24 protein-coding genes and 1 pseudogene are annotated in these 25,698 nt (G+C 62.9%); 12 read left to right on the top strand and 13 right to left on the bottom strand.

The annotated features are described in order from the left end of the window. A complete protein-coding gene (locus ACYG9Y_RS00240; RefSeq protein WP_023737505.1) occupies positions 1-855 on the bottom strand; it encodes a phosphoenolpyruvate hydrolase family protein in 855 nt (284 codons plus the stop codon). 13 nt (positions 856-868) lie between these two features. Continuing rightward, complete coding sequence (locus tag ACYG9Y_RS00245; protein ID WP_023737506.1) at positions 869-2,062, bottom strand: Tm-1-like ATP-binding domain-containing protein; 1,194 nt, start codon at positions 2,060-2,062, stop codon at positions 869-871. A gap of 111 nt (positions 2,063-2,173) precedes the next feature. Between ACYG9Y_RS00245 and ACYG9Y_RS00250 the strand changes: the two genes are divergently transcribed. From ACYG9Y_RS00250 to ACYG9Y_RS00285, 8 genes and pseudogenes are all read left to right on the top strand, one after another. Next, entirely contained in the window at positions 2,174-2,857 is a 684-nt protein-coding gene (locus ACYG9Y_RS00250; protein ID WP_023737507.1) for a TetR/AcrR family transcriptional regulator, read from the top strand. A 302-nt stretch (positions 2,858-3,159) separates the two neighbouring features. Continuing rightward, entirely contained in the window at positions 3,160-4,272 is a 1,113-nt protein-coding gene (locus ACYG9Y_RS00255; protein ID WP_031205525.1) for an ABC transporter ATP-binding protein, read from the top strand. Positions 4,273-4,318: 46 nt separating this feature from the next. Next, the gene (locus ACYG9Y_RS00260) at positions 4,319-5,752 is read left to right on the top strand and encodes an ABC transporter substrate-binding protein (RefSeq protein WP_023728574.1); all 1,434 of its coding nucleotides are present in this window, start codon (positions 4,319-4,321) and stop codon (positions 5,750-5,752) included. Between the two features lie 80 nt (positions 5,753-5,832). Continuing rightward, a complete protein-coding gene (locus tag ACYG9Y_RS00265; RefSeq protein WP_023835039.1) occupies positions 5,833-6,894 on the top strand; it encodes a carbohydrate ABC transporter permease in 1,062 nt (353 codons plus the stop codon). 3 nt (positions 6,895-6,897) lie between these two features. After that, a complete protein-coding gene (locus ACYG9Y_RS00270) occupies positions 6,898-7,836 on the top strand; it encodes a carbohydrate ABC transporter permease (RefSeq protein ID WP_023728572.1) in 939 nt (312 codons plus the stop codon). 1 nt (position 7,837) lies between these two features. Next, positions 7,838-8,926 carry an ABC transporter ATP-binding protein gene (locus ACYG9Y_RS00275; protein ID WP_023733630.1) on the top strand — a complete coding sequence of 363 codons (1,089 nt, stop codon included), beginning with the start codon at positions 7,838-7,840 and terminating at the stop codon, positions 8,924-8,926. Further along, positions 8,923-9,363, top strand: coding sequence for a hypothetical protein (locus ACYG9Y_RS00280; protein WP_031205526.1), 441 nt, complete (start codon positions 8,923-8,925; stop codon positions 9,361-9,363). The genes ACYG9Y_RS00275 and ACYG9Y_RS00280 overlap by 4 nt, the downstream gene beginning before the upstream one ends. Positions 9,364-9,479: 116 nt before the next feature. Further along, positions 9,480-10,234, top strand: a pseudogene (locus ACYG9Y_RS00285) (ABC transporter ATP-binding protein); the annotation flags it as partial. A 27-nt stretch (positions 10,235-10,261) separates the two neighbouring features. Here the strand turns inward: ACYG9Y_RS00285 and ACYG9Y_RS00290 are convergent. Then, positions 10,262-10,672, bottom strand: coding sequence for a DUF4437 domain-containing protein (locus tag ACYG9Y_RS00290; protein ID WP_027048960.1), 411 nt, complete (start codon positions 10,670-10,672; stop codon positions 10,262-10,264). A gap of 217 nt (positions 10,673-10,889) precedes the next feature. Continuing rightward, complete coding sequence (locus tag ACYG9Y_RS00295) at positions 10,890-11,237, bottom strand: GFA family protein (RefSeq protein WP_023669842.1); 348 nt, start codon at positions 11,235-11,237, stop codon at positions 10,890-10,892. 116 nt (positions 11,238-11,353) lie between these two features. Between ACYG9Y_RS00295 and ACYG9Y_RS00300 the strand changes: the two genes are divergently transcribed. Beyond that, the gene (locus ACYG9Y_RS00300) at positions 11,354-12,649 is read left to right on the top strand and encodes an amidase (protein WP_023737510.1); all 1,296 of its coding nucleotides are present in this window, start codon (positions 11,354-11,356) and stop codon (positions 12,647-12,649) included. 22 nt (positions 12,650-12,671) lie between these two features. On the opposite strand, the gene ACYG9Y_RS00305 is transcribed toward ACYG9Y_RS00300, so the two are convergent. The 5 genes from ACYG9Y_RS00305 to ACYG9Y_RS00325 all read right to left on the bottom strand — a co-directional run bounded on the left by ACYG9Y_RS00305 (position 12,672) and on the right by ACYG9Y_RS00325 (position 16,898). Beyond that, positions 12,672-13,049: a hypothetical protein gene (locus tag ACYG9Y_RS00305; protein WP_023692018.1), complete on the bottom strand. Its 378-nt coding sequence runs from the start codon at positions 13,047-13,049 to the stop codon at positions 12,672-12,674. A 3-nt stretch (positions 13,050-13,052) separates the two neighbouring features. Beyond that, on the bottom strand, positions 13,053-14,033 hold the full coding sequence (locus ACYG9Y_RS00310; protein ID WP_023737511.1) for an NAD(P)-dependent oxidoreductase: 981 nt from the start codon (positions 14,031-14,033) through the stop codon (positions 13,053-13,055). Positions 14,034-14,112: 79 nt separating this feature from the next. Continuing rightward, the gene (locus tag ACYG9Y_RS00315) at positions 14,113-14,829 is read right to left on the bottom strand and encodes a FadR/GntR family transcriptional regulator (protein ID WP_023683008.1); all 717 of its coding nucleotides are present in this window, start codon (positions 14,827-14,829) and stop codon (positions 14,113-14,115) included. Positions 14,830-14,831: 2 nt separating this feature from the next. Beyond that, positions 14,832-16,001, bottom strand: a complete 1,170-nt coding sequence (locus ACYG9Y_RS00320) for a mandelate racemase/muconate lactonizing enzyme family protein (RefSeq protein ID WP_023700157.1) — start codon at positions 15,999-16,001, stop codon at positions 14,832-14,834. A 9-nt stretch (positions 16,002-16,010) separates the two neighbouring features. Then, positions 16,011-16,898: a sugar phosphate isomerase/epimerase family protein gene (locus ACYG9Y_RS00325; RefSeq protein WP_023669836.1), complete on the bottom strand. Its 888-nt coding sequence runs from the start codon at positions 16,896-16,898 to the stop codon at positions 16,011-16,013. Positions 16,899-17,297: 399 nt separating this feature from the next. On the opposite strand from ACYG9Y_RS00325, the gene ACYG9Y_RS00330 reads away from it, so the two are divergent. The 3 genes from ACYG9Y_RS00330 to ACYG9Y_RS00340 all read left to right on the top strand — a co-directional run bounded on the left by ACYG9Y_RS00330 (position 17,298) and on the right by ACYG9Y_RS00340 (position 20,535). Continuing rightward, a complete protein-coding gene (locus ACYG9Y_RS00330; RefSeq protein WP_023726430.1) occupies positions 17,298-18,353 on the top strand; it encodes a sugar phosphate isomerase/epimerase family protein in 1,056 nt (351 codons plus the stop codon). A gap of 18 nt (positions 18,354-18,371) precedes the next feature. Then, entirely contained in the window at positions 18,372-19,559 is a 1,188-nt protein-coding gene (locus ACYG9Y_RS00335; RefSeq protein WP_023737512.1) for a Gfo/Idh/MocA family protein, read from the top strand. 124 nt (positions 19,560-19,683) lie between these two features. After that, a complete protein-coding gene (locus ACYG9Y_RS00340; RefSeq protein ID WP_023737513.1) occupies positions 19,684-20,535 on the top strand; it encodes a sugar phosphate isomerase/epimerase family protein in 852 nt (283 codons plus the stop codon). Positions 20,536-20,823: 288 nt separating this feature from the next. Here the strand turns inward: ACYG9Y_RS00340 and ACYG9Y_RS00345 are convergent, their stop codons facing one another. From ACYG9Y_RS00345 to ACYG9Y_RS00360, 4 genes are all read right to left on the bottom strand, one after another. After that, on the bottom strand, positions 20,824-21,840 hold the full coding sequence (locus ACYG9Y_RS00345) for a zinc-binding alcohol dehydrogenase family protein (RefSeq protein ID WP_023737514.1): 1,017 nt from the start codon (positions 21,838-21,840) through the stop codon (positions 20,824-20,826). Positions 21,841-21,910: 70 nt separating this feature from the next. Next, on the bottom strand, positions 21,911-22,876 hold the full coding sequence (locus tag ACYG9Y_RS00350) for an ABC transporter permease (protein WP_023692012.1): 966 nt from the start codon (positions 22,874-22,876) through the stop codon (positions 21,911-21,913). 23 nt (positions 22,877-22,899) lie between these two features. Next, positions 22,900-24,423, bottom strand: a complete 1,524-nt coding sequence (locus ACYG9Y_RS00355) for a sugar ABC transporter ATP-binding protein (protein WP_031253184.1) — start codon at positions 24,421-24,423, stop codon at positions 22,900-22,902. Positions 24,424-24,570: 147 nt separating this feature from the next. Then, positions 24,571-25,563 carry an ABC transporter substrate-binding protein gene (locus ACYG9Y_RS00360; RefSeq protein ID WP_023728566.1) on the bottom strand — a complete coding sequence of 331 codons (993 nt, stop codon included), beginning with the start codon at positions 25,561-25,563 and terminating at the stop codon, positions 24,571-24,573. Between the last annotated feature and the right edge of the window lie 135 nt (positions 25,564-25,698).

The raw sequence follows: 25,698 nt of genomic DNA on the forward strand, positions 1-25,698 counted from the left end.
TCATCCCTTCTTTTTCTTCTGGTCGTGCAGCGTGACGGCCTTGAAATCCGCCGTCTGCCTGGCGATCGCGGCTTCAGCCGGCAGCCGTTCCATCGAACTCGCGCCATAAAAGCCATGCAGGCCCTTGCAGCGGTCGAGGATGTAGCGGGCATCATCCGGCATCGAGATTGGCCCGCCATGGCAAAGCAGGATGACATCCTTGCGCACCGAGCGCGCCGCGTTGGCGATGGCGTCGATCTCGACCACGCAGTCGTCGAGCGACTTGGCCGACGTGGCTCCGATCGAGCCGCCGGTCGTCACCCCCATATGGGCAACGACGATGTCGGCGCCGGCTTTTGTCATGGCGCGCGCCTCGTCGGGGTTGAAGACATAGGGCGTGGTCAGAAGATCGAGCCTGTGCGCCTCGGCGATCATGTCGACCTCCAGCCCGAAGCCCATGCCGGTTTCCTCAAAACTCTGGCGCATGCTGCCATCGAACAGGCCGATGGTCGGGAAATTCTGCACGCCGGAAAAGCCCATCGTCTTCAGCTCGGCAAGCAGCAGCGGCATGATGACGAAGGGATCGGTGCCGTTGACACCGGCCAGCACCGGCGTCTTTTTGACCACCGGCAGCACCTCGTAGGCCATTTCCTTGACGATCTCGTTGGCGTTGCCATAGGCGAGCAGGCCGGCAGCCGAGCCGCGCCCGGCCATGCGGTAGCGGCCGGAATTGTAGATGATGATGAGGTCGATGCCGCCGGCTTCCTCGGCCTTGGCCGACAGGCCGGTGCCGGCGCCGCCCCCGACGATGGGCACGCCGTCGGCGATCATCGCCTTGAACTTCTTCAATATGTCTTTGCGCGGTATTGCGGGCATTTGTTGGCTCTCACTATCTGGCGATGTCGAGGAAGGCCGCGGTTGCGGCTTTGGCAAATTCCGGATCGTTGATGTGCAACGGCAGGCGTGTGACGCGGCGCGCGGCGTTCGGCTTGATGGTGCGCTCGACGGCATCGAACAGCACGGCGTCGGCTTCGGGGTCGAAGAAGGCGCCGCCCTCGATGTCGAGTGCCGAGACGCCTTTTTCGGGGATCAGGAAATGCACAGGGCCCTCGCAGCGAGCGAGCCTGGTGCCGATCCACTCGCCTATACCGCGGCATTCGTCCACCGTGGTGCGCATCAGTGTGACGTTGGGATTGTGCTCGTAGAACAGCCGGCCCCTAAACTTCTCGGGAATGGTCGGCGGCGCCCAGGAATTGACCATGTCCAGCGCGCCGACCGAGCCTACATAGGGCAGCTTGGTGCGGGCGATAGCGCCGAAGCGGTCCTCCGTCGCCGGCAGCACGCCGCCGAACAACAGGTCGCAGACTTCCGTCGTGGTGATGTCGATGACGCCGGCGAGCAGGCCCGAGTCCGCGAGCTTCTCCATCGAGCGGCCGCCGGTGCCGGTGGCGTGGAAGACCATGCAGTCGTAGTTGGCGCGCAACTGATCCGCGATGGCGGTCACGCAAGGCGTGGTGACGCCGAACATGGTGAGCCCGAGTGCCGGCTTGCCAGTGGCGACTGGCGCCGGCCTGGCGGCCATGCCGGCGATTGCCTGCGCCGCATTGTGCAGCACGACGCGTGACAGCCGGTTCAGTCCCGCCATATCGGTGACCGATGGCATCATGATGATGTCGGAGACGTCGACATAGGCCGCGGTGTCGCCGGAGGCGAGCGTCGAGACCATGATCTTGGGCAGCCCAAGCGGCAGCGCGCGCATGCCGGCAGTGATGATCGACGTGCCGCCGCCGCCGCCAATGCCGATCACGCCTGATATGTCGTCGCGCGACGGAATGAAATTTGTGAAGGCGGCGCTCATGCCGGCCACCGCCGTGCCGCGATCGACGATGCCGAGCACGCCACTGGCTCCATCCGGATGATGCGCCGCGACCTCGCTGGCCGGGATATCGACCGGCACGGTGGCGCCGCGCGTTCCGATGTCGACACGGGCAACCGAACTGCCGGTGGCGGCAATAGCATCGGCCAGGAAGGCAAGTTCCTCGCCCTTGGTGTCGGCTGTGCCCACCACGTAGATGCGCTTCATCGCGTTTCTCCCGTCACCGGCCGACCGGCGCCGGGCCGCCTGTCGCCCTTTGCCGGCCTTTCGGTAGGCAAAGGTCATTGCAATTTTTTGAGACGCGCGTATCGTATTGACATGGAAGTCTCACGTCAACAAGCCGCTGGGAACGACGACGCCAACGAGGCTGCCGAACGCGGCCCGCGGGCCCGCACAAAACGGCTGATGCTGGAGACGGCGACGCGGCTGATGCAGGCGGGCGTCACCCCGTCTGTCAGCGAAGTCGCGGAGGCGGCGCAAGTGTCGCGCGCCACCGCCTATCGCTATTTCCCAAGCCAGGCAGCCCTGGTGCAGGCGGTGGTCGACGAGGGGCTTGGGCCGATCCTGACCTGGCAATCGACGTCCACCGATGCCGGGCGCCGCGTCGCCGAACTGTTCGACACCGCCATGCCGCGCATCGAGGCTTTCGAGGCAACTTTCAAGGCGGCGCTGAAACTGTCGCTCGACCAATGGGGGCAGCGGCAGGCGGGCACGTTGGACGGCGAACCGCAATTCACGCGCGGACATCGCGTCCAGCTGCTGAAGGACGCCATCGCACCGCTCAAGGGCCGGCTGCCGCCGCGCGAGTTCAAGCGACTGGCACAGGCGCTGTCGATGATGTTCGGCGTCGAAGTGCTGATCGTGCTGAAGGATATATGGGAGCTCGATAGCCGCGGCATGCGGTCGGTCGCGCAATGGGCGGCGGGCGCGCTGGTGCGCACGGCGATGGCGGAATCAACGGCTGAAACCGATGCGGCCCTGCCAGCGGCATCGGCGAAATAGCGCCAATCTGGTTCGACCAGATTTGAACGACCACTACTGATGTTAACCAGGATGTAGATGCCGAAACAAGGCTCTCCTATATCAAGGAGTAGGAAAATTAAGGGAAAACAGTCGGATACATGAAGAATCCGGTTATACAAGCTCCGATAGCGATCCAAGAAAGAGCTTGACGGCTATCCAAAATTGGTAATACCAGATTAGGAAAGAAAAGGCGGATCGAGAATGACAGCCGCAGTCCATTTCGGCAGGGCGAGGAGAATCATACGGATGGCGCGTGTTCCGTCCGCACGAGGTGGCGCATCGTGACGCAGACGTCGCCTCGCGCCAGTGACGGCAAGGGGATTGCGCTGCGCCTCGATGGGCTCAGCAAGGCCTATGGATCCGTGCGCGCCATCAACGACCTGAGCTTCGCCGTCGACGAAGGCCGCTTCTTCGTACTCTTCGGGCCGAGCTCCGTTGGCAAGACGACGACGCTGCGCACTATCGCCGGCCTCGTCCAGGCCGACTCCGGCACGCTTGAGATCGGCGGCCGCGACATGGCCCATGCGCCGATCGCCGGCCGAGGCATCTCGATGGTCTTCCAGTCTTTCGCGCTTTACCCCCACCTCACGGTCTATGACAATCTCGCCTACCCGCTGCGCGAGGAGAAAGCCGCGCGCGCCGAGATTGACAAGCGGGTGAAAGAGACCGCCGAGATCCTGAAGCTGACACACCGCCTGAAGGCCAAGCCGGCAACCCTGTCCGGCGGAGAGCAGCAGCGCGTCGCGCTCGGCCGCTCCCTGATCCGCCGGCCAAAGATTCTTCTGCTCGATGAGCCGCTCACCAATCTCGACGCCAAGCTTCGGCACGAGACGCGCGCCGAGCTGAAGCGGCTGCACCGCCAGTTCGGCATGACCGTGATCTATGCCACGCCCGACGAGATCGAGGCTCTCTCGATGGGCGAGACGATCGCCGTCATGCGCGATGGGGGCATCGTCCAGATCGGCACGCCAGACGAGCTTTACGAGCAGCCGATCAATACCTATGTCGCCAGCAAGATCGGCTCGCCGCACATGAATCTGTTCACGGCCTCGGTGCGCGCCGACACCAGATCTTTCGACACGCCGCTCGGGACTCTGGTTCCGGCGACGGCGCCAAAGACTGCCGATGCCAACGAGGCCGCGCTGATCGGCATTCGCCCGAGCGACATTCGGCTCGCCGCCAAGGGCGAAGCCGGGGTTGCCTCGAAGGTGCATCTGGTCGAACCGCTCGGCGACATAACGATCGTCTCGGTCGAGGCCGGCGGCGAGATGTTGCGCATGGTGCTGCCGGAAGCGATCGCCGCCAGCATCAGGACCGGCGATTCGGCATCGATCGCCATCGATAACAGGAAAATCCACGTCTTCCGCGCCGCGAGCGGCCAGGCAATGACCTGACTCGAACGGCGAGAAGCAATCCGGTTAACCAAGGGAGGAAACGCGAATGACGGCGATGACCAAACTGAAAGGGCTAGCGACAGCCGCAAGCTTCGCTGCCACACTACTGGTGGGAGGCGTGACCTATGCCTCTGCCGAAGAAGTGACGTTGACGATGGCGGTGCCGGATTGGCCCCCGACCCGCATTATGAAGAAGTTCTTCGACGAGCAGTACAAGCCGAAGTCTGGCAATACTGTGAAGCTCGATGTGGACTTCATTCCGTGGCCGGATTTCTACACCCGCGTCAACGCCTCGTTGACCTCGGGCGAAAAGAAGTACAACTTCATCGTGTCGGACTCGCAGTGGCTGGGCGCCTTCGTCGAAGGCGGCTACTTCCGCAAGATCAACGATCTCATCGATGCCGACCCGGAACTCAAGGCGACGATGGAGTCGATGCATCCCGCCGTGCTCAACGCCTACTCGACCTATCCCAACAGCACGCCGAACTACTACGGCTTCCCGCAGTTCCCGGACGTGCTGGTCACCTACGGCCGCAAGGACGTGCTCTGCAACAACGACGAGCAGGCCGCCTACAAGGCGAAGTACAATGAGAAGCTGCCCTGCACCGGCGAAGAAATCGACGCCATGGACTGGAACACGTTCGAGCATGTTGGCGAATTCTTCCAGCGCAAGAAGGGCGACAAGCTCGCCGGCCAGGTGCTGGATGACGATTTCTATGGCATCGCCTATCAGGCAGGCAAAGGCTACGACTTCTCGACGAGCTCGGTCCACACGTTCGTCTGGGAGCATGGCGGCGGCATCTGGGATGAAACCAAGGCCCCGACCGGACATGCCGAAGGCGTCGTAAACTCCCCGAAGTCCATCGAGGGCATGGAGCATTTCCTCAAATTGCTGAAGTTCATGCCGCCGGTGGTCAAGACCGGCACCATGGACATCTTCGTCTCGGACCAGTTGTTCCGTGAAGGCAAGGTGGCCATGAACATCGACTGGATCGGTCTCGCCGAAGCCTCGCTCGATCCCAAGACGTCGAAGGTTGCCGACAAGCTGGTGTTCGGATTGGCGCCAGGCCTGCGCGGTGCCGACGGCAAGGTGAATCGTACGTCACAGATCGGCGGACAGCCTTTCGTTCTCACCACCTGGACGACGCCTGAGCAAATCAAGGAAGCGGTTGGCTTCGTGAAGTGGTGGCTCTCGCCTGATATCCAGCACCAGTTCGCCGCCGGCGGCGGCCAGTCCGCGATCAAGTCGGTCTACAGCGATCCGAAGTATGTGACCTATCGTCCGTGGGACCGCGCCTGGGCGAACTCGCTCGACTGGCAGAAGGACATGTGGCACGTGCCGCAGTTCTTCGAACTGCTCACCCAGCAGCAGGACCAGTACGACCTAGCCATCACTGGCAAGCAGGACGCCAAGACCACCTTGGATAACATCGCCAAGTTCCAGGAGGACCTCCTGAAGAACGATGGTCTTATCCAGTAACCTTCCGACATAGCTGCGGGGAGCGGGCAAAAGCCGCTCCCCGTCATTGCCACTTCAGGCGCTCCATATTTCGGACTCCCATGACCGCTGTTTCAAGCACGCTGCTGACACCACGCCTTACCGCGGTTGTTGCCCACAACTGGAAACTCGCCATCGCTGTCGCTGTCGTCGTGTCGGCCATATCAATGGCGGGCTTGCCTGCGGCTGTCTCCTTCTGGGTGGTGGGCGCCGCGGTGGCGTTGGTCGCGGCCGCATTTACCGTCAACGCGTATCGCCGCCACTACTTCGGCGCCTTGCTGGTCGCTCCGGCAATCGCCGTTCTGTTTGTGATGAATATCTTCCCCCTGCTGTGGTCGCTGGGCCTTTCGTTCTTCGCCTACCAGGCAAACCAGCAGACGATCCGCTTCGTCGGACTCGGGAACTACATCCGGATCCTTACCAACGATCTCGCTGCTCACGCGACTTGGGGCGCGCTGATCAATACCGCCATGTTCGTCGTGTTCACCGTCTCCGCGCAGATGATCGTCGGCTTTCTGCTGGCCATCCTGTTCGCCAAGCAATTTCCGCTGCGCAAGTATTTGTTGATCCTGGTGCTGACACCGATGATGCTTTCGGTTGTCGCCTCTGGCGTGTTCTTCACCTACTACTATGACCCGACATTCGGGATTCTCAGCTACGTCATCAATTCCATCTCCGGCAACCAGTTCATCCTGATGAGCAACAAAGTCGGTGCCGTGGCGGGAATCGTTTTCGCCGACGCATGGATGTGGTCGCCCTTCGTCATGCTCCTTGTGCTGGCGGGCCTCGTCTCGGTGCCGAAATACCTTTACGAGGCCGCTGCCATCGACCGTATTTCCAGCTGGCGGCAATTCTGGATGATCACCTTCCCCTACATCCGCGGCCTTCTGATGTTGGCCCTTCTCTTCCGCACCATCGAGGCATTCAAGCTGGCGGATCTCGTCATCCTCCTCACCAAGGGCGGCAACGACACGCTGACGATCTCCTATCACTTGATCCGCATCGCCAACGAGCAGAACAAGACGAGTGAGGGCGCGTCGATCTCCTATCTGATGCTGTTCATGGTGATCGTTCTCACCAACCTCTACCTGTACCTCGCAAACCGCCGTACGCAGGGAGCCTAACCCGTGACCGAATCGATATTGGGAAAGCTCGGCTTCCGCAGGGCCAGCGGAGTAGACGAGGCCGGCTGGGGGCGGACGCTCGCCGTGGCCGTCGTCGCCTTTATCTATTTTCTGCCGGTGCTGTTCATCATATTCACCGCCTTCAAACCGCAGGGCGACGCGCTTCTGGTGCCTCCGACGCTGTCGCCCACGTCGCTGTTCGGCTTGATTCCGGATCATTTTGTGTTCAAGCCCACGCTCGAAAATTTTGGGTCCGTCTTTTCTCGCTCGATGACGTCGGGCGGTGCCCCGGAAGCGACAGGATTCGACCGTTATTTCTTCAACTCGATCTTCATCGCCTCGGCTTCGGTGCTGCTGGCGCTGGTCATCGGCACCCTGGCGGCCTTCGGCTTCTCGCGCTATCCGCTGAAAGGCAATGACACCTACCTGTTCATCATCCTGACCACGCGCATGCTGCCGGCGATTGTGGTGATCATTCCGGTGATCCTGATGTTCCGCGTAGTGGGCCTGTCGGGCTCGTATCTCGGCATCATCATGCTCTACACCGCCTTCAACCTGGCCTTCACCATCTGGATGATGAAGAGCTTCTTCGATGAATTGTCGCCAGACGTCGAGGATGCCGCCCGCCTCGACGGATCGTCCGGAATGCGGGTGTTCTTCAAGATTTGCCTGCCCCAGGTCATTGCCGGGCTCGCCGCCACGTTCGTGTTCGGCCTGATCCTCACCTGGAACGAGTTCCTCTTCGCCCTCTTGCTCTCGGGGCCCGACACGAGGACGGTCCCGGTCGCCATGAACCAGGCCGTGTCGTCGGGTGGACGCGGCACCGACTGGACTTTGCTTGCCGCCATCGAAACCCTGTTCCTCGTCCCAGTCTTCCTGGTCACCTTCTTCTTGCAAAACCATCTGTTGCGCGGTGTTACCTTCGGCACGGTGAAGCGCTGAGATGTCAACCATCGAACTCCGCAAAGTCACCAAGCGCTTCGGCTCCTTCACCGCGGTCAAGGACGTTGACCTGTCGGTGGCCGCCGGTGAGGTCGTCTGCCTTCTCGGCCCGTCCGGCTGTGGCAAGACGACGACCTTACGCGTCATCGCCGGGCTGGAAAGCGTCACTGACGGCGAGGTCGTCGTCGCCGGCAAGGTGATGAACAAACTGCCGCCCGAAAAGCGCGACATCGCCATGGTGTTCCAGTTCTACGCGCTCTACCCGTCGGCATCGATCGCCGAGAACATCGCCTTCCCGCTCTATCATGACGGCATTTCCGGGGCTGAGCGGACTGCCCGCGTCAACCGCGTCGCCGCGATCCTTCACTTGGAGCACGTTCTCGACCGGCTGCCGAACCAGATATCCGAGGGCGAAAAGCAGCGCGCCGCCATGGCCCGCGCCATCGTCCGCGACCCCAATTGCTTCCTCTTCGACGAGCCCTTGTCGCGTCTCGATGTCGAACTGCGCCAAACCATGCGTGGCCAGATCAAGGAAGTGCTGCAGGGCCTCTCCAAAGCGACCGTGATCGTGACCCATGACCAGCTCGAAGCGCTCACCATGGCCAACCGCATCGCCATCATGAAGGACGGCCTGATCGAGCAAGTCGGCTCACCGCACGAGGTATTTGCCAAGCCCGCCAATGCTTTCGTGGCGAGCTTCATCGGCACGCCGCAGATGAATCTTCTCGAGGCCGACCTCAAGGCCTTCGCCGATGGCACGGCGGACATGACCGTGGCCGGCATTAGTCTGGCGATCCGCACGGACGCGGCGGTCGCGCGCCTGCAGCCCGGCAAGGTGACGATCGGTGTCCGCCCCCGTGCTTTCACCGTGACCGATACGGGGGACCGTGGCACCATCTCCGCCAGAGCCGAGCTCATCGAGCCCATGGGCGCCGAAACCCTTATTCATGCCCGCACGGCGGCAGGCGCCGACATCCGCGTCGTGGTGACGAGAAGCCAGTGGGTCAAGGTCGGCGAGGCGCTGAATCTACGCCCCGATCCCAGGCAAACCCATGTCTTCGATGGCGCCGGAAAGGCGGTGCGGTCATGAGCGACAGTTCTTCCGGCATGAGCCGCGCCGGCGCGTTCCGCCTCGAGCTCTTCATCATTGGCCTCGGCGTCTTGGCGCTGGTGCTGATCTTTCAACCCTTTTCCATCGGCCTGTACGCGGTCGGCAGCGGTCTCGTGGTGCTTGCCGGGCTCATCAACAACCTGCTGCCGTTGGCCCAGCCGGGCGTCAAGGCGCGCAGTGTGGTGACCGTAGCGCTGGTCGTGGCGCTGGTCTTCTGCATTGCGCTGCTGGTATCGATCACGGCGGCGCATCTCTACGGCGTCTTCTTCCTCAATCCACCGGACCCCAACACTCTCGCCGGCAAGGCGCAGCTCGCCACGCCGCCTTTCTACAAGCAGGCTTTCGTGTGGGAAATCGCCGCCGCGGCGGTGATTCTCGCGCTGATCGTCACCGCTCTCAACAAGACAGCGCGATGATCAGCAGCTGACGCTATCCGGCAGGTCGCGCTCGCGCCCGTCCGCGACGGTCGGTGTGCGTCGCCCTCTCAACTCTCACGCTGTCATCCTCCGGCTTGACCGGAGGACCCGACGCCGAGATCAAGGATCGTGTCGACCGCGCCGCCAAAACACTCAGGATCGAACATCTGCTCGACCGCAAGACCGATCGTCTGTCCGGCGGCGAGATGCAGCGCGTTTCGATCGGCCGCGCCATCGTGCGCAAGCCGCGCGTGTTCCTGATGGACGAACCGCTGTCGGCGCTCGACGCCAAACTGCGCGAGGCGCTGCGCACGGAACTGAAGAACCTGCAGATCCAGCTTGGCGCCACCTTCCTGTTCGTCACCCACGACCAGATCAAGGCGATGTCGATGGGCGACAAGGTGGGCGTGCTCAACCATGGCCGCATCATCCAGACCGGCACGCCGCACGAGATCTATAACAATCCGCGCGATACCTATGTGGCCAGCTTCGTCGGCTCGCCGCCGATGAACCTGATCGATGGCAAGCTGGTCAACGGCCGCGCGGTGATGGCGCCGCTAAATTTCGAACTGCCTTTCTCTGGGGGTGCCAAGGCGGGCGGTGCGACCGACGGTCGCCCGCTCGTCTTCGGTATTCGACCTGAGGATGTGTATCTTGAAAGCGGTGCGCCGGTCGAGGCACGCGTCCACGATGTCGAGAACCATGGCGTGGAAAGATCCTGACTCTGCGGGTCGGCGACACGACGCTGCGCGCCACGGTGCCGGCCAGAACCGATGTCCAGATCGAGCAGCCGGTGCGCTTTGCCTGGAATCAGGACAAGGTGGTGCTGTTCGACAAGGGCAGCGGCGTGAGCTTGCGGCACGCCAGCTAGTTGCGGTCGAACGACGGCGCCGCCTGACTATTTCTGGAAGTAGGTCTCGTAAGGCGTATCGTTGATCAGCAGGATCACGCACTCCGTCTCTGAGAGGCAGGCGTCGTCGTGCATCTCGTTGGCCTTCTGGGTCCAGTAGGATCCCGGCGGCAATTCGACCTTCGTCGCTTCGCCGCCGTCCATTTGCCAATGCGCCCACAGTCCCTTGATGACCACCGCGCGATAGTCGGCGGTGTGCGCATGAACCGGCGCGCGCCAGTTGCCGGGAACTTTCAGCAAGGTGCCCGCCGGGCCTTTGGCCCGGTCACCCCACAACGGGCCAAGGCGATGCGGCTGGTCTGGCACTTCGGCGACATAGGGGATCTTGTCGGCCGGGAGATAGCTGTCCTCGAGGGCAAAGGCGCGAGCGGGAAAGACGCAAGAAACGGCGAGCGCCAGAAACGCGCTGTCTTCGGCGGCCTGGTGGTCGACAATGCCGGTGTGGCCAGCGCCTTCGCCTATTGTGGCGCTGCGACCTTGCTGGCGGCGATCGTTGTGTTCGCGCGCGGCCCTAAGCGCGTCGAATAGCCGATAGCCATCCTTGGCTGAAGCAGCGGGCCCGAGAACTATCAAGGTTTTCGGGGCGTTGCTTTTGTGGTGAGAGGCCACCGTAGGGTCAGACCGCGCGGCCGTCGAAGTCGAAGACCGGCAGGCCGGTGGGATCGAAATCGGCGACGCAGTTGAGGTTGATGTAGGCGCTGCGTTCGCTGCCCTGACTGACATCCTCGGCAAAGGGATGGATGCCGCAGGTGCGGCAGAAGCGATGCGCCATTGCATGATTGCCGAATGTGTAGGTGCCGAGATCGTCGCCCCACGCCAGCACCGTCAGGCTGTCATGCGGGATGGCGGCCAACAGCGCGCCCTTGCGCGAGCAGATCGAACAATTGCACCGCACGGCGCCGGTCAGCTGCGCCTTGAATTCGAACGCAACCTTGCCGCAGTGGCAGCTGCCTTTGTACAGCATCAGTCCCTTCCTATCGCTGGCAGGTGCAAAGGCACGCTGTCCGGGCTATTCCTTCCGCTGACCTAGCGGCCCATATGCCTTAAAGACGCTCCACCTTGACGGAATCCGACATCGACATGCAATCAATCCGCGATCGTCTCGAGATCATCCTGTCACGTCTTGCCAGTTGCGCGGCAGGCGAGAAGGTGTTCACCAAACTCTATGCCGAGGCGGCGCGCGCAGCGGCCGAGGCCACCGATGCGCGCAAGAAGGCCGGCGTATCGCTCGGGCCGCTTGACGGCACCATCGTGTCGATCAAGGATCTGTTCGATGTCGCCGGCGAGCCGACCACGGCCGGGTCGCTGATGCTGAGGGACACCGCGCCCCGTCGGCACGACGCTGCGGTCGTCAGCCGTCTGCGCCAGGCCGGCGCCGTCATCATCGGCAAGACCAACATGACCGAATTCGCCTTCACCGCTATCGGCGACAACATGCACTACGGCACACCGGGCAATGCCGCCGACACCAGCCGCATTCCAGGCGGTTCGTCGTCGGGCGCCGCCGTGTCCGTTGGCGAGGGGACGAGCGACATTTCCATCGGCTCCGACACCGGCGGTTCGGTGCGCATCCCGGCATCGCTGAACGGCGTCGTCGGTTTCAAGCCGACGGCGCGGCGCGTGCCGCTGACTGGTGCCTATCCCCTTTCCGCGACGCTGGATTCGATCGGGCCGCTGGCGCTGAGTGTTGCTGCGTGTGCCCTGGCTGACGCCGCGATGACGGGCGAGCAGATGCCGCAACTGCACCTGCCGTTAGCGCTTGCCGGGCTTCGTGTCGGCATTCCGCGCGGCCTGCTTTTCGAAGACACGGAAACGGAGATTGCCGCCGCGTTCGATCGCAGCCTTGCCGGGATCGAGCAGGCAGGCGCGTGGCTCACGGACATTTCGATCGACGACCTCATTGCCGATCTGCGCCTGGCCACCAAACGCGGCTCGATCGCGGCCATGGAAGGTTCTGAAATCCATGCCGACTGGCTGGCGACGGGCGCATCGGTGCCGGTCGATCCCCATGTCAGCGGGCTGCTGTCGCGGGCGGCGGCCATACCGACGCCGGTTTATATCAGGGCAATGCGTCGTCGCGCGGCACTGTGCATAGCCATGGACGAGCGGTTGGGTTCGGTCGATGTGCTAGCTCTGCCGACCACGCCGGTGACAGCGCCGACTATCGTTTCGATGGCCGAGGATACGGCTCTGCGTGAACGCACCGAAGGTCTGCTGCTGCGCAATACCCAGGTCGCCAACCAGTTCGACCTCTGCGCGATCTCGCTGCCGATGCCCGGCATGACGCTGCCGGCCGGACTGATGCTGGTGGCGCGCAATGGCCACGACCACCATCTGCTGCGCATCGCGGCTGAAGTCGAGCGGCTGCTCCGATAGGCAGCGAGCCGTAGGTCGGCAGTCAACGTGCCGCGCAGCGCTTGCGCTCGCTTTTCTTGGAGGAGCGTTCGATTTTGGTAACGACCAGCATCGGCGGATCGTTCGGCTGGCCGCGATGCTGGATCGATCCTCGGACGACGAGTTTTCCAGCATAAAGCTTGTCGGAGAGGTCAGGTGCCGATCTGTCCAGCGGCGGCAATTCCGTAGTGTTGAGCTCCACGCCTTTAACGACATTGCCGGTGGTCAGATCCAGCGCATTGCCTGACGGGCAGGGCGCCATCATGCAGACGATCCCATTGCTGCAATAGACATAATCGCTGCTTTGTGCCGCCGCGAGCGAAGGTAAGGCCACGATCGACGACACTGCGAGAACCAGAGATGCGAAGCGAAAACCGGACATGGTTCACGCGTCCGCCGGGAACCGTCTGCGGTAATGCTCGACCACGTCGGGATTGCGCAGATTGACAGGCAGCCGGTTGGCCAGCACCAGCAAGGTCTCGCCGGCCGCGCCCACGCCCATGCGCATCATCGATTGCTCGGTAATCCCCGCCATATGCGGGGTGACGATAACATTGTCGAAACCGAAATAGGGATGGTTTGCCGGCAGCGGCTGCGTGGCAAAGACGTCGAGTGCGGCGCCGCCGATCCGGTCTTGGCGCAAGGCCTCGATCAGCGCCTCGTCGTCGATCACCGGTCCGCGCGAAATGTTGATCAAAAGCGCGTCCGGCTTCATGCGGGCAATGCGTTCGCGGCTGATCAGGCCGCGCGTTTCCGGCGTCAGCGGGCAGCAGAGCACGATGATGTCGCTCTGTTCGATCAGCGCATCGATCGACAGGAAGCCGATCCTGTCGGGTGCCGGCTGCATGCTGCGGGTCGTCGCCACGACGTCGAGGCCGAAGCCGTGCGCGGCGATATGGGCGACCGCCTGACCGATGGCGCCGAAGCCGATGATGCCGATGGTCTTGCCGGCAAGCTCGCTGGCATGGCTGGCGTGGTCGCGGCCGGCATTCCAGCCCTTGGCGCGCAAGTCGCGGTCGACCGAACGGAAGCGCCGAAGCAGGGCAAGGGCCGCGAACATCACATATTCAGCGACCGAACGCGCATTGACCGCCGGCACGTTGGCGACCAGCACGCCGGCCACGGCCGCGGCCTCCATGGGCACCATGTCGAGCCCGGCACCGTGGCGGACCGCTGCTCTGAGTTTCGTGGCGTTTTCGAACAGCGACGGCGGCAGCGGTGCGCGAACGATGATGACGTCGGCATGCTTCGCCTCGGCGGTCAGCGTTGCCGCATCGAGCGCTGAGGCGACGACGAGTTCACCGGCGCCCGCCAGCATTGCGGAGGCACGCGGATGCAGCGTGTGCGTCGACAGGATTCTGGGCATGGGGCTCTCGTGTTTGTCGCAAGCGAAAGCGCTGCGCGCTTTCCCGGGAAAACCGTTTCACACTTTTCCTGGAATTGCTCTAGGCTTTCTCAAATGCCAGGCTTTGCGCTTGCGCCTCGCGGCCCTCGATGATCCCCTTCCAGTAGCTTTCCGCGCCTTGCAGGTGGGCGCTCATCAGCGCCTGGGCGAGATTGCCGTCGCGACGCAGCAGCGCCTCGTAGATCTGGATATGCTCGGCATGCGAGCGCACTGAGCGCTCGGGATCGTTGAAGTAGATCGGCAGCCGCTGCTCGCCCATCAGGTAATAGACGCTGCAGATATTGTGGAAGACGCCGTTCTTGGTCGCCCGCACGATTTCGAGGTGGAATTCGCGGTCTTCCTTGGCGAGGCCTTCGCCGGCGGCGATGCACTCCTCCGAGGCTTTCAGGATCTCCCGCAGGCGTTCGAAATTCTCTTCGGTGGCACGCGAACAGGCAAGTTCGGCGGCCTTGATCTCGTGGATCTTGCGCAGTTCGACGGTCTCGTAGATCTGCACCGGATCGAGCGGCAGGCCCGCGCGGGCGAAAAGAGCCAAGGCTTCTACACTGGCCTGCCTGGTGTCGACATAGATGCCGGATTTGGCGCGGCGCTCGACGATGCGCATGGCCTCCAGAATGGCCAGCGCCTCGCGGATCTGGCCGCGGCTGACACCGAAATGCTCCGCCAGCTCGCGCTCCGAGGGCGTGCGGCCGCTCTCCTTGTCCGAATGGGCGAACAGATAGGCGGCGAGTTCGGCGAGAAGGTTCTTTTCTTTCATCGTCAACCGCGTTGCGCGTGCGCCTCCAGGAACCGCTCCGAAATGGTGAATCCCAGACCCGGCTTTTCAGGGATCGCTATCATACCGTCCCTTGCTTCGACAGTCTCTTCGATAAGATCGTGGATCATGGGGTTGGCGCCGAGCGAATATTCGACGGTAAAACTGGCAGGCGAGGCCGCACAAACATGCAGGCCGGCGAAGAAGCATGGCGCGCCGGCCCACAGATGCGGGGCAAAGCGCAGATTGAAGGCACTGGCGATGGTGCCGATCTTCATCGCCTCGCTGATACCGCCGCAAAAGGCCGGATCCGGCTGGAAGATGTCGGCGGATTTCAGCACCGCGAGATCGCGGAAAGCGTAGCGCGTCGCTTCGCTTTCGCCGGTGGCGATCGGGATCGAGCCCGAGGCGCGCACCTCGGCCATACCAGCCTTGTCGTCGGCGATAACAGGCTCCTCGAACCAGGCGAGGTCGAGATCGCTGGCCAGGCTGATGAAGCGCTTGGCCTCGGCCACCGTATAGGTGCCGTGCGCGTCGACCATCAACTCGACGTCAGGACCGAGCGCCTGCCGTGCGGCGCGGACGCGGGCGGCGGAAATGTGCGGGGCGCCGTCCATGGCGCCGACGCGCATCTTCAGCGCCCTGAAGCCGCCTTTGGCGATGTAGGATTTGAGCTGCTCGCCGATAGCCTCGGCGGCAGCCCAGCCGCCGGAGGCGTAGGCCGGCATGCGGTCGAGCTTGCGGCCGCCGATGAGCCGCCACACCGGCTGTCCCAACGACTTCCCCAGAATATCCCAGAGCGCGATATCGACGGCGCTGATTGCCGCAATGCTCATGCCGCGCCGCGCCAGCTGCGGCATGGCATGGCCGGCGCGCGCGGCACTGTCATGGCGCACGCCGTTGTAGAGCATCTCCCAGATCATGCCGATGTCGGCGGGGTCGCGGCCGATCAGCTGCGGCCCGACCTCGTGATTCAGCATGTAGACCAGCGCACCATAGCTGCCGGCGCTGCCGGCGGCGTTCTTGCCCTCGCCCCAGCCGATCAGCCCGTCGTCAGTCTCAATGCGCAGGATGGCGGCGTCGAACGTCGTCACCTGGCCAAAGTCGCTGCGATGCTGCTTCGCGGCCTCAATCGGCACGCGGACCCACCACGCCTGGACCGTTTTGATGCGCATCCCGATCGGCTACTTGATCAGCGGCAGCAGCGTTTCGGCCGTGATGCGCATCTGGTCGGTGTAGAATTTCTCCGTCAGCACGCTGGAGCCGTGATCCTGGATGAACTTCAGCTGTTCGGGAGAAATGTCGACCGGATTCCGGTCGACCATGTCGGGATAGGGCGCGGCGGGTGTGCGGTCGACGGGCGCGACGAATTCGTTGGTCAGCGCGCCGTCATAGCCGACTTCCTTCAGCGTCTGCACGATCCGTGGCCAATCGATCTGGCCAAGGCCGGCGGCAAAGCGGTTGTTGTCGGCGACGTGGAAGTCGAACAGCCGTTTGCCGACCTGACGGATCGCGTCATGGACGTTAAATTCTTCCATATGGATGTGATAGGCGTCGAGGCAGACGCCGCATTCGGGGCTGACCGCATCGGCCAGGGCCAACGCCTGCGCGCCGCGGTTGAACAGATAGGTCTCGAAGCGGTTGAGCGGCTCGACCGCGATCTTGACGCCGACCTTCTTGGCATGGGTGAAGCATTCGCGGGTGGCGTCGACCACCCACTTCCATTCCTCTTCCTCGGTGCCGTCCGGCACCACTTTGCCGACGGTCGCGGGCACCAGCGTTATGATCTCGCCATCAAGTTCGCTGACCATGGTCAGCACGTCCTTGACGTACTGCACCGAGCGTTCGCGCTGGCCCTGGTCCCTGGCGGCAAGGTTGCGTTCGCCCAGCATCAGCGTCACCGACCCCCAGCAGCGGATGCCGTATTCTTTCAGCAGCGCGCGGGTCTCCTTGGTCTTGTATTGCTCGGGCTCGCCGGAAATCTCGATCGACTCGTAGCCGAATTTCTTGATGCGCTTCAGCGTCACCTCCAACGGTTCCGCGCGCATCCAGTTGTGCGTCGAAAGATGCATGGTCTATCCTTCCCAGAATTCGTCTGTGCCAGTTCGCCTGCGACGCGCCCCACAAGGCGCGTCGCGTGTTTCCTCCCCAAGGCGCTCCAGCGTTTTTGCGCAACTGGTTCGACCAATTGGGCCCTAATGGAGGTCTACAGCAATTTTTGTCGCGCGGCAAGAACCGCCGCCATGCGATATCGACATCTGTGTACCGTATTGATTATGCTGGTATATATCGCCAAAAATGGAATGCCCTGGCAGCTTTGCGCGTGAGTCAAATGGCTTGACCCATTTTCGGTATTTGGTAATACCAGAATGCCGATACGAGAATGCACATCACGAGAGACCAAAGAGGCTGGCCCTGCTTTCATCAGACGCTATGCTTGGTCCTTGGAAAAATGAATTGGGAGGATGCCGATGCCGTCGACAATGAAGGGTCCGGGGCTGTTTCTGGCGCAGTTCGCGGGGGATACCGCGCCGTTCAATTCGCTGGCCTCGATCACCAAATGGGCGGCCGGTCTCGGTTACAAGGGCGTGCAGATCCCGACCTGGGATGCACGCCTGTTCGACCTCAAGAAGGCGGCATCTTCCAAGACCTATTGCGACGAGGTGAAAGGCATCTGCGCGGATGCCGGCGTCGAGATCACCGAACTGTCGACGCATCTTCAAGGGCAGCTGGTGGCGGTGCACCCGGCCTATGATGCCCAGTTCGACGGCTTTGCACCGCCTGCGGTGCACAACAACCCCAAGGCCAGGCAGAAATGGGCGGTCGAACAGATGGAGTTCGGCGCCAAGGCCTCGAAGAATCTTGGCCTGAAAGCCTCGGTGACGTTTTCCGGCGCCCTAGCTTTCCCGTACCTCTATCCCTGGCCACAGCGGCCGGCCGGGCTGATCGAGGAGGCCTTCGCCGAGCTCGGCACACGCTGGAAGCCGATCCTGGACGTCTATGACGAAAACGGCGTCGATGTCGGCTACGAGATCCATCCTGGCGAGGACATCTTCGACGGCGCAACCTTCGAGATGTTCCTAGATGCGGTTGGCGGTCACAAGCGCTGCAACATCAACTACGACCCGTCGCATTTCCTTTTGCAGCAGCTCGACTATCTCGAATTCATCGACATCTATCACGAGCGGATCAAGGCCTTCCATGCCAAGGATGCCGAGTTCAATCCGACGGGGCGGCAAGGCGTCTATTCCGGCTATCAGAGCTGGACCAATCGCGCGGGGCGATTCCGCTCGCTTGGCGACGGGCAGGTCGATTTCGGCGGCATCTTCTCCAAGCTTACCCAGTATGGCTACGATTCCTGGGCGGTGCTGGAGTGGGAGTGTTGCCTCAAGCATCCGGAGGACGGCGCGGCCGAAGGCGCGCCCTTCATCCAGCACCACATTATCCGGGTGACGGAAAAGGCCTTTGATGATTTCGCCGGCGGCACCACCGACAAGAAGATGCTGCGCGCCATGATGGGTATTTGACACAAGCAGGAGAAAGACATGGTCGGCGCATCGAAGTCGGAAGCGGGGCGCGGCCCGATCCGCTATGGTATGGTCGGCGGCGGCCAAGGCGCCTTCATCGGCGCGGTGCACCGGATCGCGGCGCGCATGGACAATGACTTCGTGCTGGTGGCCGGCGCCCTGTCGGCCAATCCCGAGCGCGCCAAGGCTTCCGCCGCCGAACTCGGTCTCGACCCGGCGCGCAGCTACGCCTCCTATGCCGAGATGGCCAAGGCCGAGGCCAAGCGCCCGGACGGCATCGAGGCGGTGGCGATCGTCACCCCCAACAATGTGCACGTGCCGGCGGCCAAGGTCTTCCTCGAGGCGGGCATCCACGTCATCTGCGACAAGCCGCTGGCGACGACTTTGGCCGAGGCCAAGAAGCTCGCGGCCGTGGTTGAAAAGACCGGCAAGGTGTTCGTGCTGACGCACAATTACACTGCCTATCCGATGATCCGGCAGGCGCGCGAGATGGTGGCCAAGGGGCAGCTTGGCGACATCCGCATCGTTCAGTCCGAGTACCCGCAGGACTGGCTGACCGAGGATCTTGCCGCCACCGGCCAGAAGCAGGCGGCGTGGCGCTCCGACCCCAAGCAGGCGGGCGCGGGCGGCGCGCTCGGCGACATCGGCACGCATGCCTACAATCTGGCGCGCTTCGTCTCGGGTCTGGAGCTCGATTCCCTGTCGGCCGATCTCGACGCTTTCGTGCCGGGGCGACTGCTCGACGACAATGTCAATGTCATGCTGCGCTTCAAGCCGGTCGGCAAGGTGCATCCGGCCAAGGGCATGATCTGGGCAAGCCAGGTGGCGCCCGGCCACGAGAACGGGCTGAAGCTGCGCATCTATGGCTCGAAAGGCGGGCTGGAATGGGTTCAGGCCGATCCGAACTATCTCTGGTACACGCCGTTCGGCCAGCCCAAGCAGCTGCTCACCCGCAACGGCGCCGGCGCGCTGCCAGTTGCGGGACGCGTCAGCCGCGTTCCGTCTGGCCATCCGGAAGGCTATCTCGAAGGCTTCGCCAACATCTACCAGGAGGCGGCGCGGGCGATCCGCGCGGCACGCAAGAAGGGCGGCAGACCGGGCAAGGACGTGGTGTTCCCGACCATCCAGGACGGCGTCGAAGGTATGGCGTTCATCGAGGCCTGCGTGAAGTCATCGAAGAAGAACGGGGCGTGGACGAAACTTTAGGGAACGCGGCGCCAAGTCTCTTCTCCCTTCGGGGAGAAGGTGGCCGCGAAGCGGCCGAATGAGGGCGCATGGTGCGAGGTGCGAAAGAAACCAGCGCGCGCCGTCAAATGGGGAGGGGCTGTCGATGAAAATCGGCATGTGCATGTTTTTGTGGACGACTTCCGTGTCTAAGAAACACGAGCCGTTGCTGCGCGACATCAAGGCGACCGGCTTCGACGGCGTCGAGATACCGATCTTCTCAGGCACGCCAGAGGACTACAAGAAGCTTGGCGATTTGCTCGACCGCATCGGGTTGGAGCGCACGGCTGTTACGGCGATGGGCGACCCGGCGATGAATCTGATTTCGCCGGATGCCGCGACCCGCAAGGCCGGCATCGGCTACATGAAATGGGCGATCGATTGCGCCCAGGCGCTCGGCGCGAGTACGCTGAGCGGGCCGCTGCATTCGACGCTCGGCGCCTTCTCCGGCAGCGGGCCGACCGCTGCCGAGAAGAAGCGCTCGATCGCCTCGCAGCGCGCCATTGGCGATCATGCCGGCAAGCGGAACGTTACCATCGGGTTGGAGGCGCTCAACCGTTTCGAGTGCTATCTGCTGAACACGATGGCCGATCTGTCCGAGCACGTCGATGCCATCGACCGGCCGCACATCAAGGCGATGTACGACACCTTCCACGCCAATATCGAGGAAGCCGACCCGATCGGCGCCTATACGAAGCACCGCAGGAATGTCGTGCACATCCACATTTCGGAGAACGATCGCGGCGTGCCGGGACGCGGGAACATTCCGTGGAAAGAGACTTTCGCGGCCATCCGCAAGAGCGGCTATGACGACTGGCTGACGATCGAGGCGTTTGGCAGGTCGCTGAAGGATCTGGCGGCGGCGACCAAGGTGTGGCGGGATTTTTCCGAGACGCCGGAGGCAGTTTATCGCGAGGGATACAGGCATATCAGGGATGGGTGGAAGCGGGCGGCTTAGCCGCTCACTTCCCTCATCCACGGGCGCAGCGGACGCGGAGACTCGAGGACCCATGCCGCGACTGTCGCGCGCCGCAGCGGTGCAGGTAGGAGATGCGAATGGACGCCTCTTTTTGCACCGCTGGATTCTAGCGCAGACGTCACCGAATGAATCCTCGAGTCTGCGCCGCGTCGCTTCGCTCCTTGCTCCGCCCATGGATGAGGAAGCGACTGTCCTTTTCGCAAATCGCCGCGGTATGCGATCTGCCTTAACTCGGCACTTTCGCTCCACCAGATTTTTTCGGATGTCTTACCCCACCTCGATCACAGCCTTGATCAACCCCGATTTCTCATGCGCCCAGCGGGCGAGATCGTCCGGCGTGCCGGCCAGCGTGGTGCGGTGGGTGACGAGTTTTGCCAGAGGCACGGCGCCGTTGCGTATCGAGGCGGCGACGTGGTCGAAATCGACTTTCAGCGCGTTGCGGCTGCCGATCAATGTCATTTCGCGCTTGTGGAATTCCGGATCGGAAAAGACGATGTCATCCTTGACGACGCTGACCAGCACGAGCGTGCCGCCATGCGCGACATGGGCGAAGGCCGACTGCACCGAGGCGGTGTTGCCGGTGGCGTCGAAGACGACGTCGAACCCTTCGCCGCCGGTTGCCTCGCGCACCAGTTCGGCTGCCGCTTTTTGTGAACCGTCGAGCGTGGCCAAGCCGAGTTCGCCTTTTGCAAAATCCAGCCGCTCCGTGCTCATGTCGAGCAGGCTGACATCGAGCCCGGCGATGCGGGCAAACAGCGCTGCGCCAAGGCCGATCGGCCCGGCGCCGATGACCAACGTGCGGGCGCCTGGTTCGGCGCGGGCACGCCGCACGGCATGCGCGCCGATGGCGAGGAATTCCACGGCCGCCGCATCGGCCAGCGATAAGCCGTTTGCCGGATAAAGATTCCGTGCCGGCACCAGGATCTGCTCGGCCATGGCGCCGTCGCGATGTACGCCAAGCACTTCGATCCTGACGCAGCAATTCGGCTTGCCGTGCCGGCAGGCGATGCATTTTCCGCAAGCGAGATAGGGATTGATGATGACGGGCTCGCCCACGGCAAGGTCGACATCTTCGCCGATCTCGACGACGGTGCCCGACACTTCATGGCCCATGATGCGGGGATAGGCAAGGAACGGGTGCTTGCCTTCGAAGATGTGGTAGTCGGTGCCGCAGATGCCGACATGGCTGACGGCGACCAGCGCCCAGCCGGCAGGCGGCGCTCCTGGCGCCGGCCGGTCTTCCAGGACAAGCTCGCCGGGCGAGCGGCAGACAACAGCTTTCATTCGGCAATTCCAGTGTTCAAAAAGGCGCCGGTCCGTTGTTGAGCGGACCGACACGGAAGGTCAGGGAGGATTACTTGCCGCGACGGCGCAGCCCGTCGAAATAGACGATGATGATGATCAACGCGCCGGTGATGATGCGCTGCCAGAACGAGTTGACGTTGAGCAGATTGGCACCGTTGTTGATGGTGGCCAGGATGAAGGCGCCGAGCAGCGGGCCATGCACCGAGCCGACGGCGCCGAATAGCGAAGTGCCGCCGATCACCGATGAGGCGATCGCCTGCAACTCCCAACCTTCGGCCTGGGTCGGGTTGCCGATGCCGATGCGCGCCGCCAGCAGCACGCCGACGAAGGCCGCGCATAGGCCCGACAGCGTGTAGGCCATGTAGATGGTGCGCTGGACATTGACGCCCGAGAGGCGCGAGGCCTCGGCATTGGATCCCACAGAGAAGAGATAGCGGCCCCAGCGGCTGTGGTGCAGGAAGATGTAGGCCGGGATGCCGACCAGGATCACCATCCAGAACAGATTGGGGATGCCGACAAAGGAACTGCGCGAGAACGCGGTGAAGCTGTCGCTGTTGATGTTGATCGAGTTGCCGTTGGTCATCAACAGGCCGATGCCGCGCAACGAGGTCAGCGTCGCCAGCGTGATGATGAAGGGCGGCAGGCCCATCTTGACGATGCCGAAGCCATGGAACAGGCCGATGGCAACGCCGACCAGCAGCGTCACCAGAATGGCGACCCAGATCGGGAAGCCGGCATTGATCATCATGGCGACAATGACGGTGGCGAAGCCGACCACGGCGCCGACCGAGAGGTCGATGCCGCCGGTGATGATGACGAAGGTCTGGCCGACCGCCATGATGGCGATCATCGAGCCCTGCCGCAAAAGATTGGCGATGTTGTTGGAGGAGGCGAAGCTCGGCGTCGCCACCGACAGCACGATCCAGAGCAGAACCAGCAACGCCAGAAGCGTCAGCCCAAACAGGACGTTGTAGTTCCGTTTCGGTTTTTCGATCGCGATGGTTTCGATGCTCATGGTTCCTCCCGTTTCTTGTTTTGTCAGCCGATCGCCTGTGTCAGCACGTCTTCGTGGCTGGCGGCGCGAAAGCCATGGCTGGCGACCAGTTTGCCGCGCCGGAACACGTGCAGCGTATCGGCGAGTTCATAAACCTCGGGCAGATAGGACGAGATCAGGATGATGCCGGCGCCCTTGGACAACAGTTCCCCGAACAGGCGGTAAATCTCGGCCTTGGTGCCGACATCGACGCCGACGGTCGGCTCATCGAAGATGAACAGCTTGGCGCCGTGCGCCAGCCATTTGCCGATGACGATCTTCTGCTGGTTGCCGCCGGACAGGCTGGAGGCCAGTGCGCCGCGTGTCGGCGTCTTGATGCGGAGGCCGGCGATCTGGCGATCGGCTTCAGCCCTTTCCTTCGTGTTCGAAATCAGCACGTTGTTGGAGATGCGCTTGTAGATCGGCAGGTTGAGGTTGAGGCCGACCGGCAGGTTCAGGCACAGGCCCTGGTCGCGGCGGCTTTCCGGCGCCAGCGCCATGCCGAGCTTGATCGCGTCGTGCTCGGAATTGATCAGCACCGGTTTGCCTTGCCAGCGGATCTGGCCGGCCGACTTCTTGTGGCGGCCATAAAGCGTGGTGACAAACTCGCTGCGGCCGGCGCCGATCAGGCCATAGAGCCCGACGATCTCGCCGGCGCGCACCGTCATCGAGACGTCTTCGAAACCCTTGCCCGACAGGTTTTTCGCTTCAACGATCACGGCACCGGGGGTGAAATGCTCCTTGTGGTAGACTTGCTCGATCGAGCGGTTGATCATCATCTTGACCAGCTCGGCGTCATTGGTCTCGGCAATGTTGCGGGTGCCGACCAGCGTGCCGTCGCGCAGCACCGAGACGCGATCGGCGAGTTCGAACACCTCTTCCATGCGATGGCTGATGTAGATGATGGTGACGCCTTCGCCCTTGAGCCTGCGGATCAGCGTGAACAGCTGGTCAGCTTCCTTGCGGGTGAGATAGGCGGTCGGCTCGTCGAAAATCAGGAACTTGGTGCCGCGCACGGTGGCGCGGGCGGCGGCGATCAGCTGCTGCTGGCCGATGGTGAGGTCACCCAGCATGACATGCGCGGGCAGATCGAAGCCGAGACCGTCGATGATCTTCTGCGCTTCCTTGACCATGGCGCGCTGCTGCAGGATGCCGAAGCGCGAATTCTCCTCGCCGAGGAACATGTTGGCGGCGACGGTGAGATGGCGGCAGAGCACGACCTCCTGATGCACGGCGTTGATGCCGAGCGCCATCGCCTCGTGCGGGGTTGCCAGCGCTGCCGGCTTGCCCTCCCAGATGACATCGCCGGAAGTGCGCGGCATGACGCCGGTCAGAAGCTTGATCAGGGTGGATTTGCCGGCGCCGTTCTCGCCGACGATGGCGTGGATCTCACCTGCCTTGAAGGCAAGGTGAACGGGCTTCAACGCATGCGTGCCGGGATAGCGCTTTTCCAGTCCGTGCAGTTCGAGGATCGTCCTGCCGGGCGCTAGCGTTGGGGCCGGGTGCAGTTCCTGCGCCGTGGGCGTCATGACAATCCTCCCAGGTTGGCCTTACGGTTGGCACGTCGCGATGCAGTCAGCCACATCGCCGAGGTGATTCCAAGCCGGTGGATATTCAAGCTGGTATCCGGTGTTTCCGGGGCGCGAGGCCCCGGAAACGATTTTTGCCTGACGGGCTCAGAGCTTCGGGTTGAGCAGGGCGTCGATCTTGGGGTCTTTCATGTTTGCCTTGGTCACCAGGTTGGCGCCGGTGTCGACATTGGCCTCGACCTTCTCGCCCTTCGAGGCGGCGAGCGCGGTCTTGATGCCGTCATAGCCCATCCGGTACGGATCCTGGACGACGAGCGCGGAAATGACGCCGTCATTGAGGAACTTGATCAGCTTCTCGTCACTGTCGAAGCCGACCAGCGCCAGCTTGCCGCCAAGGTTGTTCTCGGCGACAGCCTGACCGACGCCCTGCGCCATGATCAGGTTGGACGCGAAGATGCCCTTGAGGTTCGGGTTGGCGGTGATCAGGTCGGTGGCGATGTTGAGACCGGTCGTTGCCTGGCCGTCGGCATATTTGTCCGCGACGAGCTTGAGCCCCGGATATTTCGCGGCCAGCTGCTCGGTGAAGCCCTGCTTGCGCTGCTCCAGCGAACCGGCGCCCGGCGCGTTGGTGATCAGGGCGACGTCGCCCTCGATCTTGCCGCCATTGGCTTCGCCGATGGCTGCCGCAAGACCGTCAGCGGCGACGCGTCCGCCCTGCACATTGTCGGTGGTCAGGAACGAGGTGAACGCCTTGGAGTCGGCGCCGGAGTCGATGCCGATGACCTTGACCTTGCTGGCCGCTTCATCGATCGGCTTGCCGAGCGCCTTGAATTCGGTCGGCGCGATGACGATCGCGGCCGGGTTGCCGGCGACGGCATTCTCGAGGATCGAAACCTGGCCGTTGACGTCGGTTTCAGCCTGGGCGCCGAGTTCGGGTACGTTGACGCCGAGATCCTTGCCGGCCTTGCGGGCGCCGGCCAGGACGATCTGCCAGTAGAAGGACGTGGTGTCCTTGACGATGATCGGAATGGTCACGTCCGCCGCCGAAGCCGGCGCCGTGTGCAGCGTGCCTGCAAGCATCGAGGCGGCAGCAAGTGCCACCAGGGAACGGCGGTTGAGAATGCTGGTCACGAATTTCATTAGGAATCCTCCCTAGATCGCCCGGTGAAGGTTGCGGAAGCTCCATTTGGATAGGCGCGGCCCAAACAGAACTTTATCAATAAAAAACAGTTGCCGCTTTTGATAGTGCATCGGTCCGGCCGACGCAAGCGGTGT

This window comes from Mesorhizobium sp. W050, assembly GCF_054719535.1.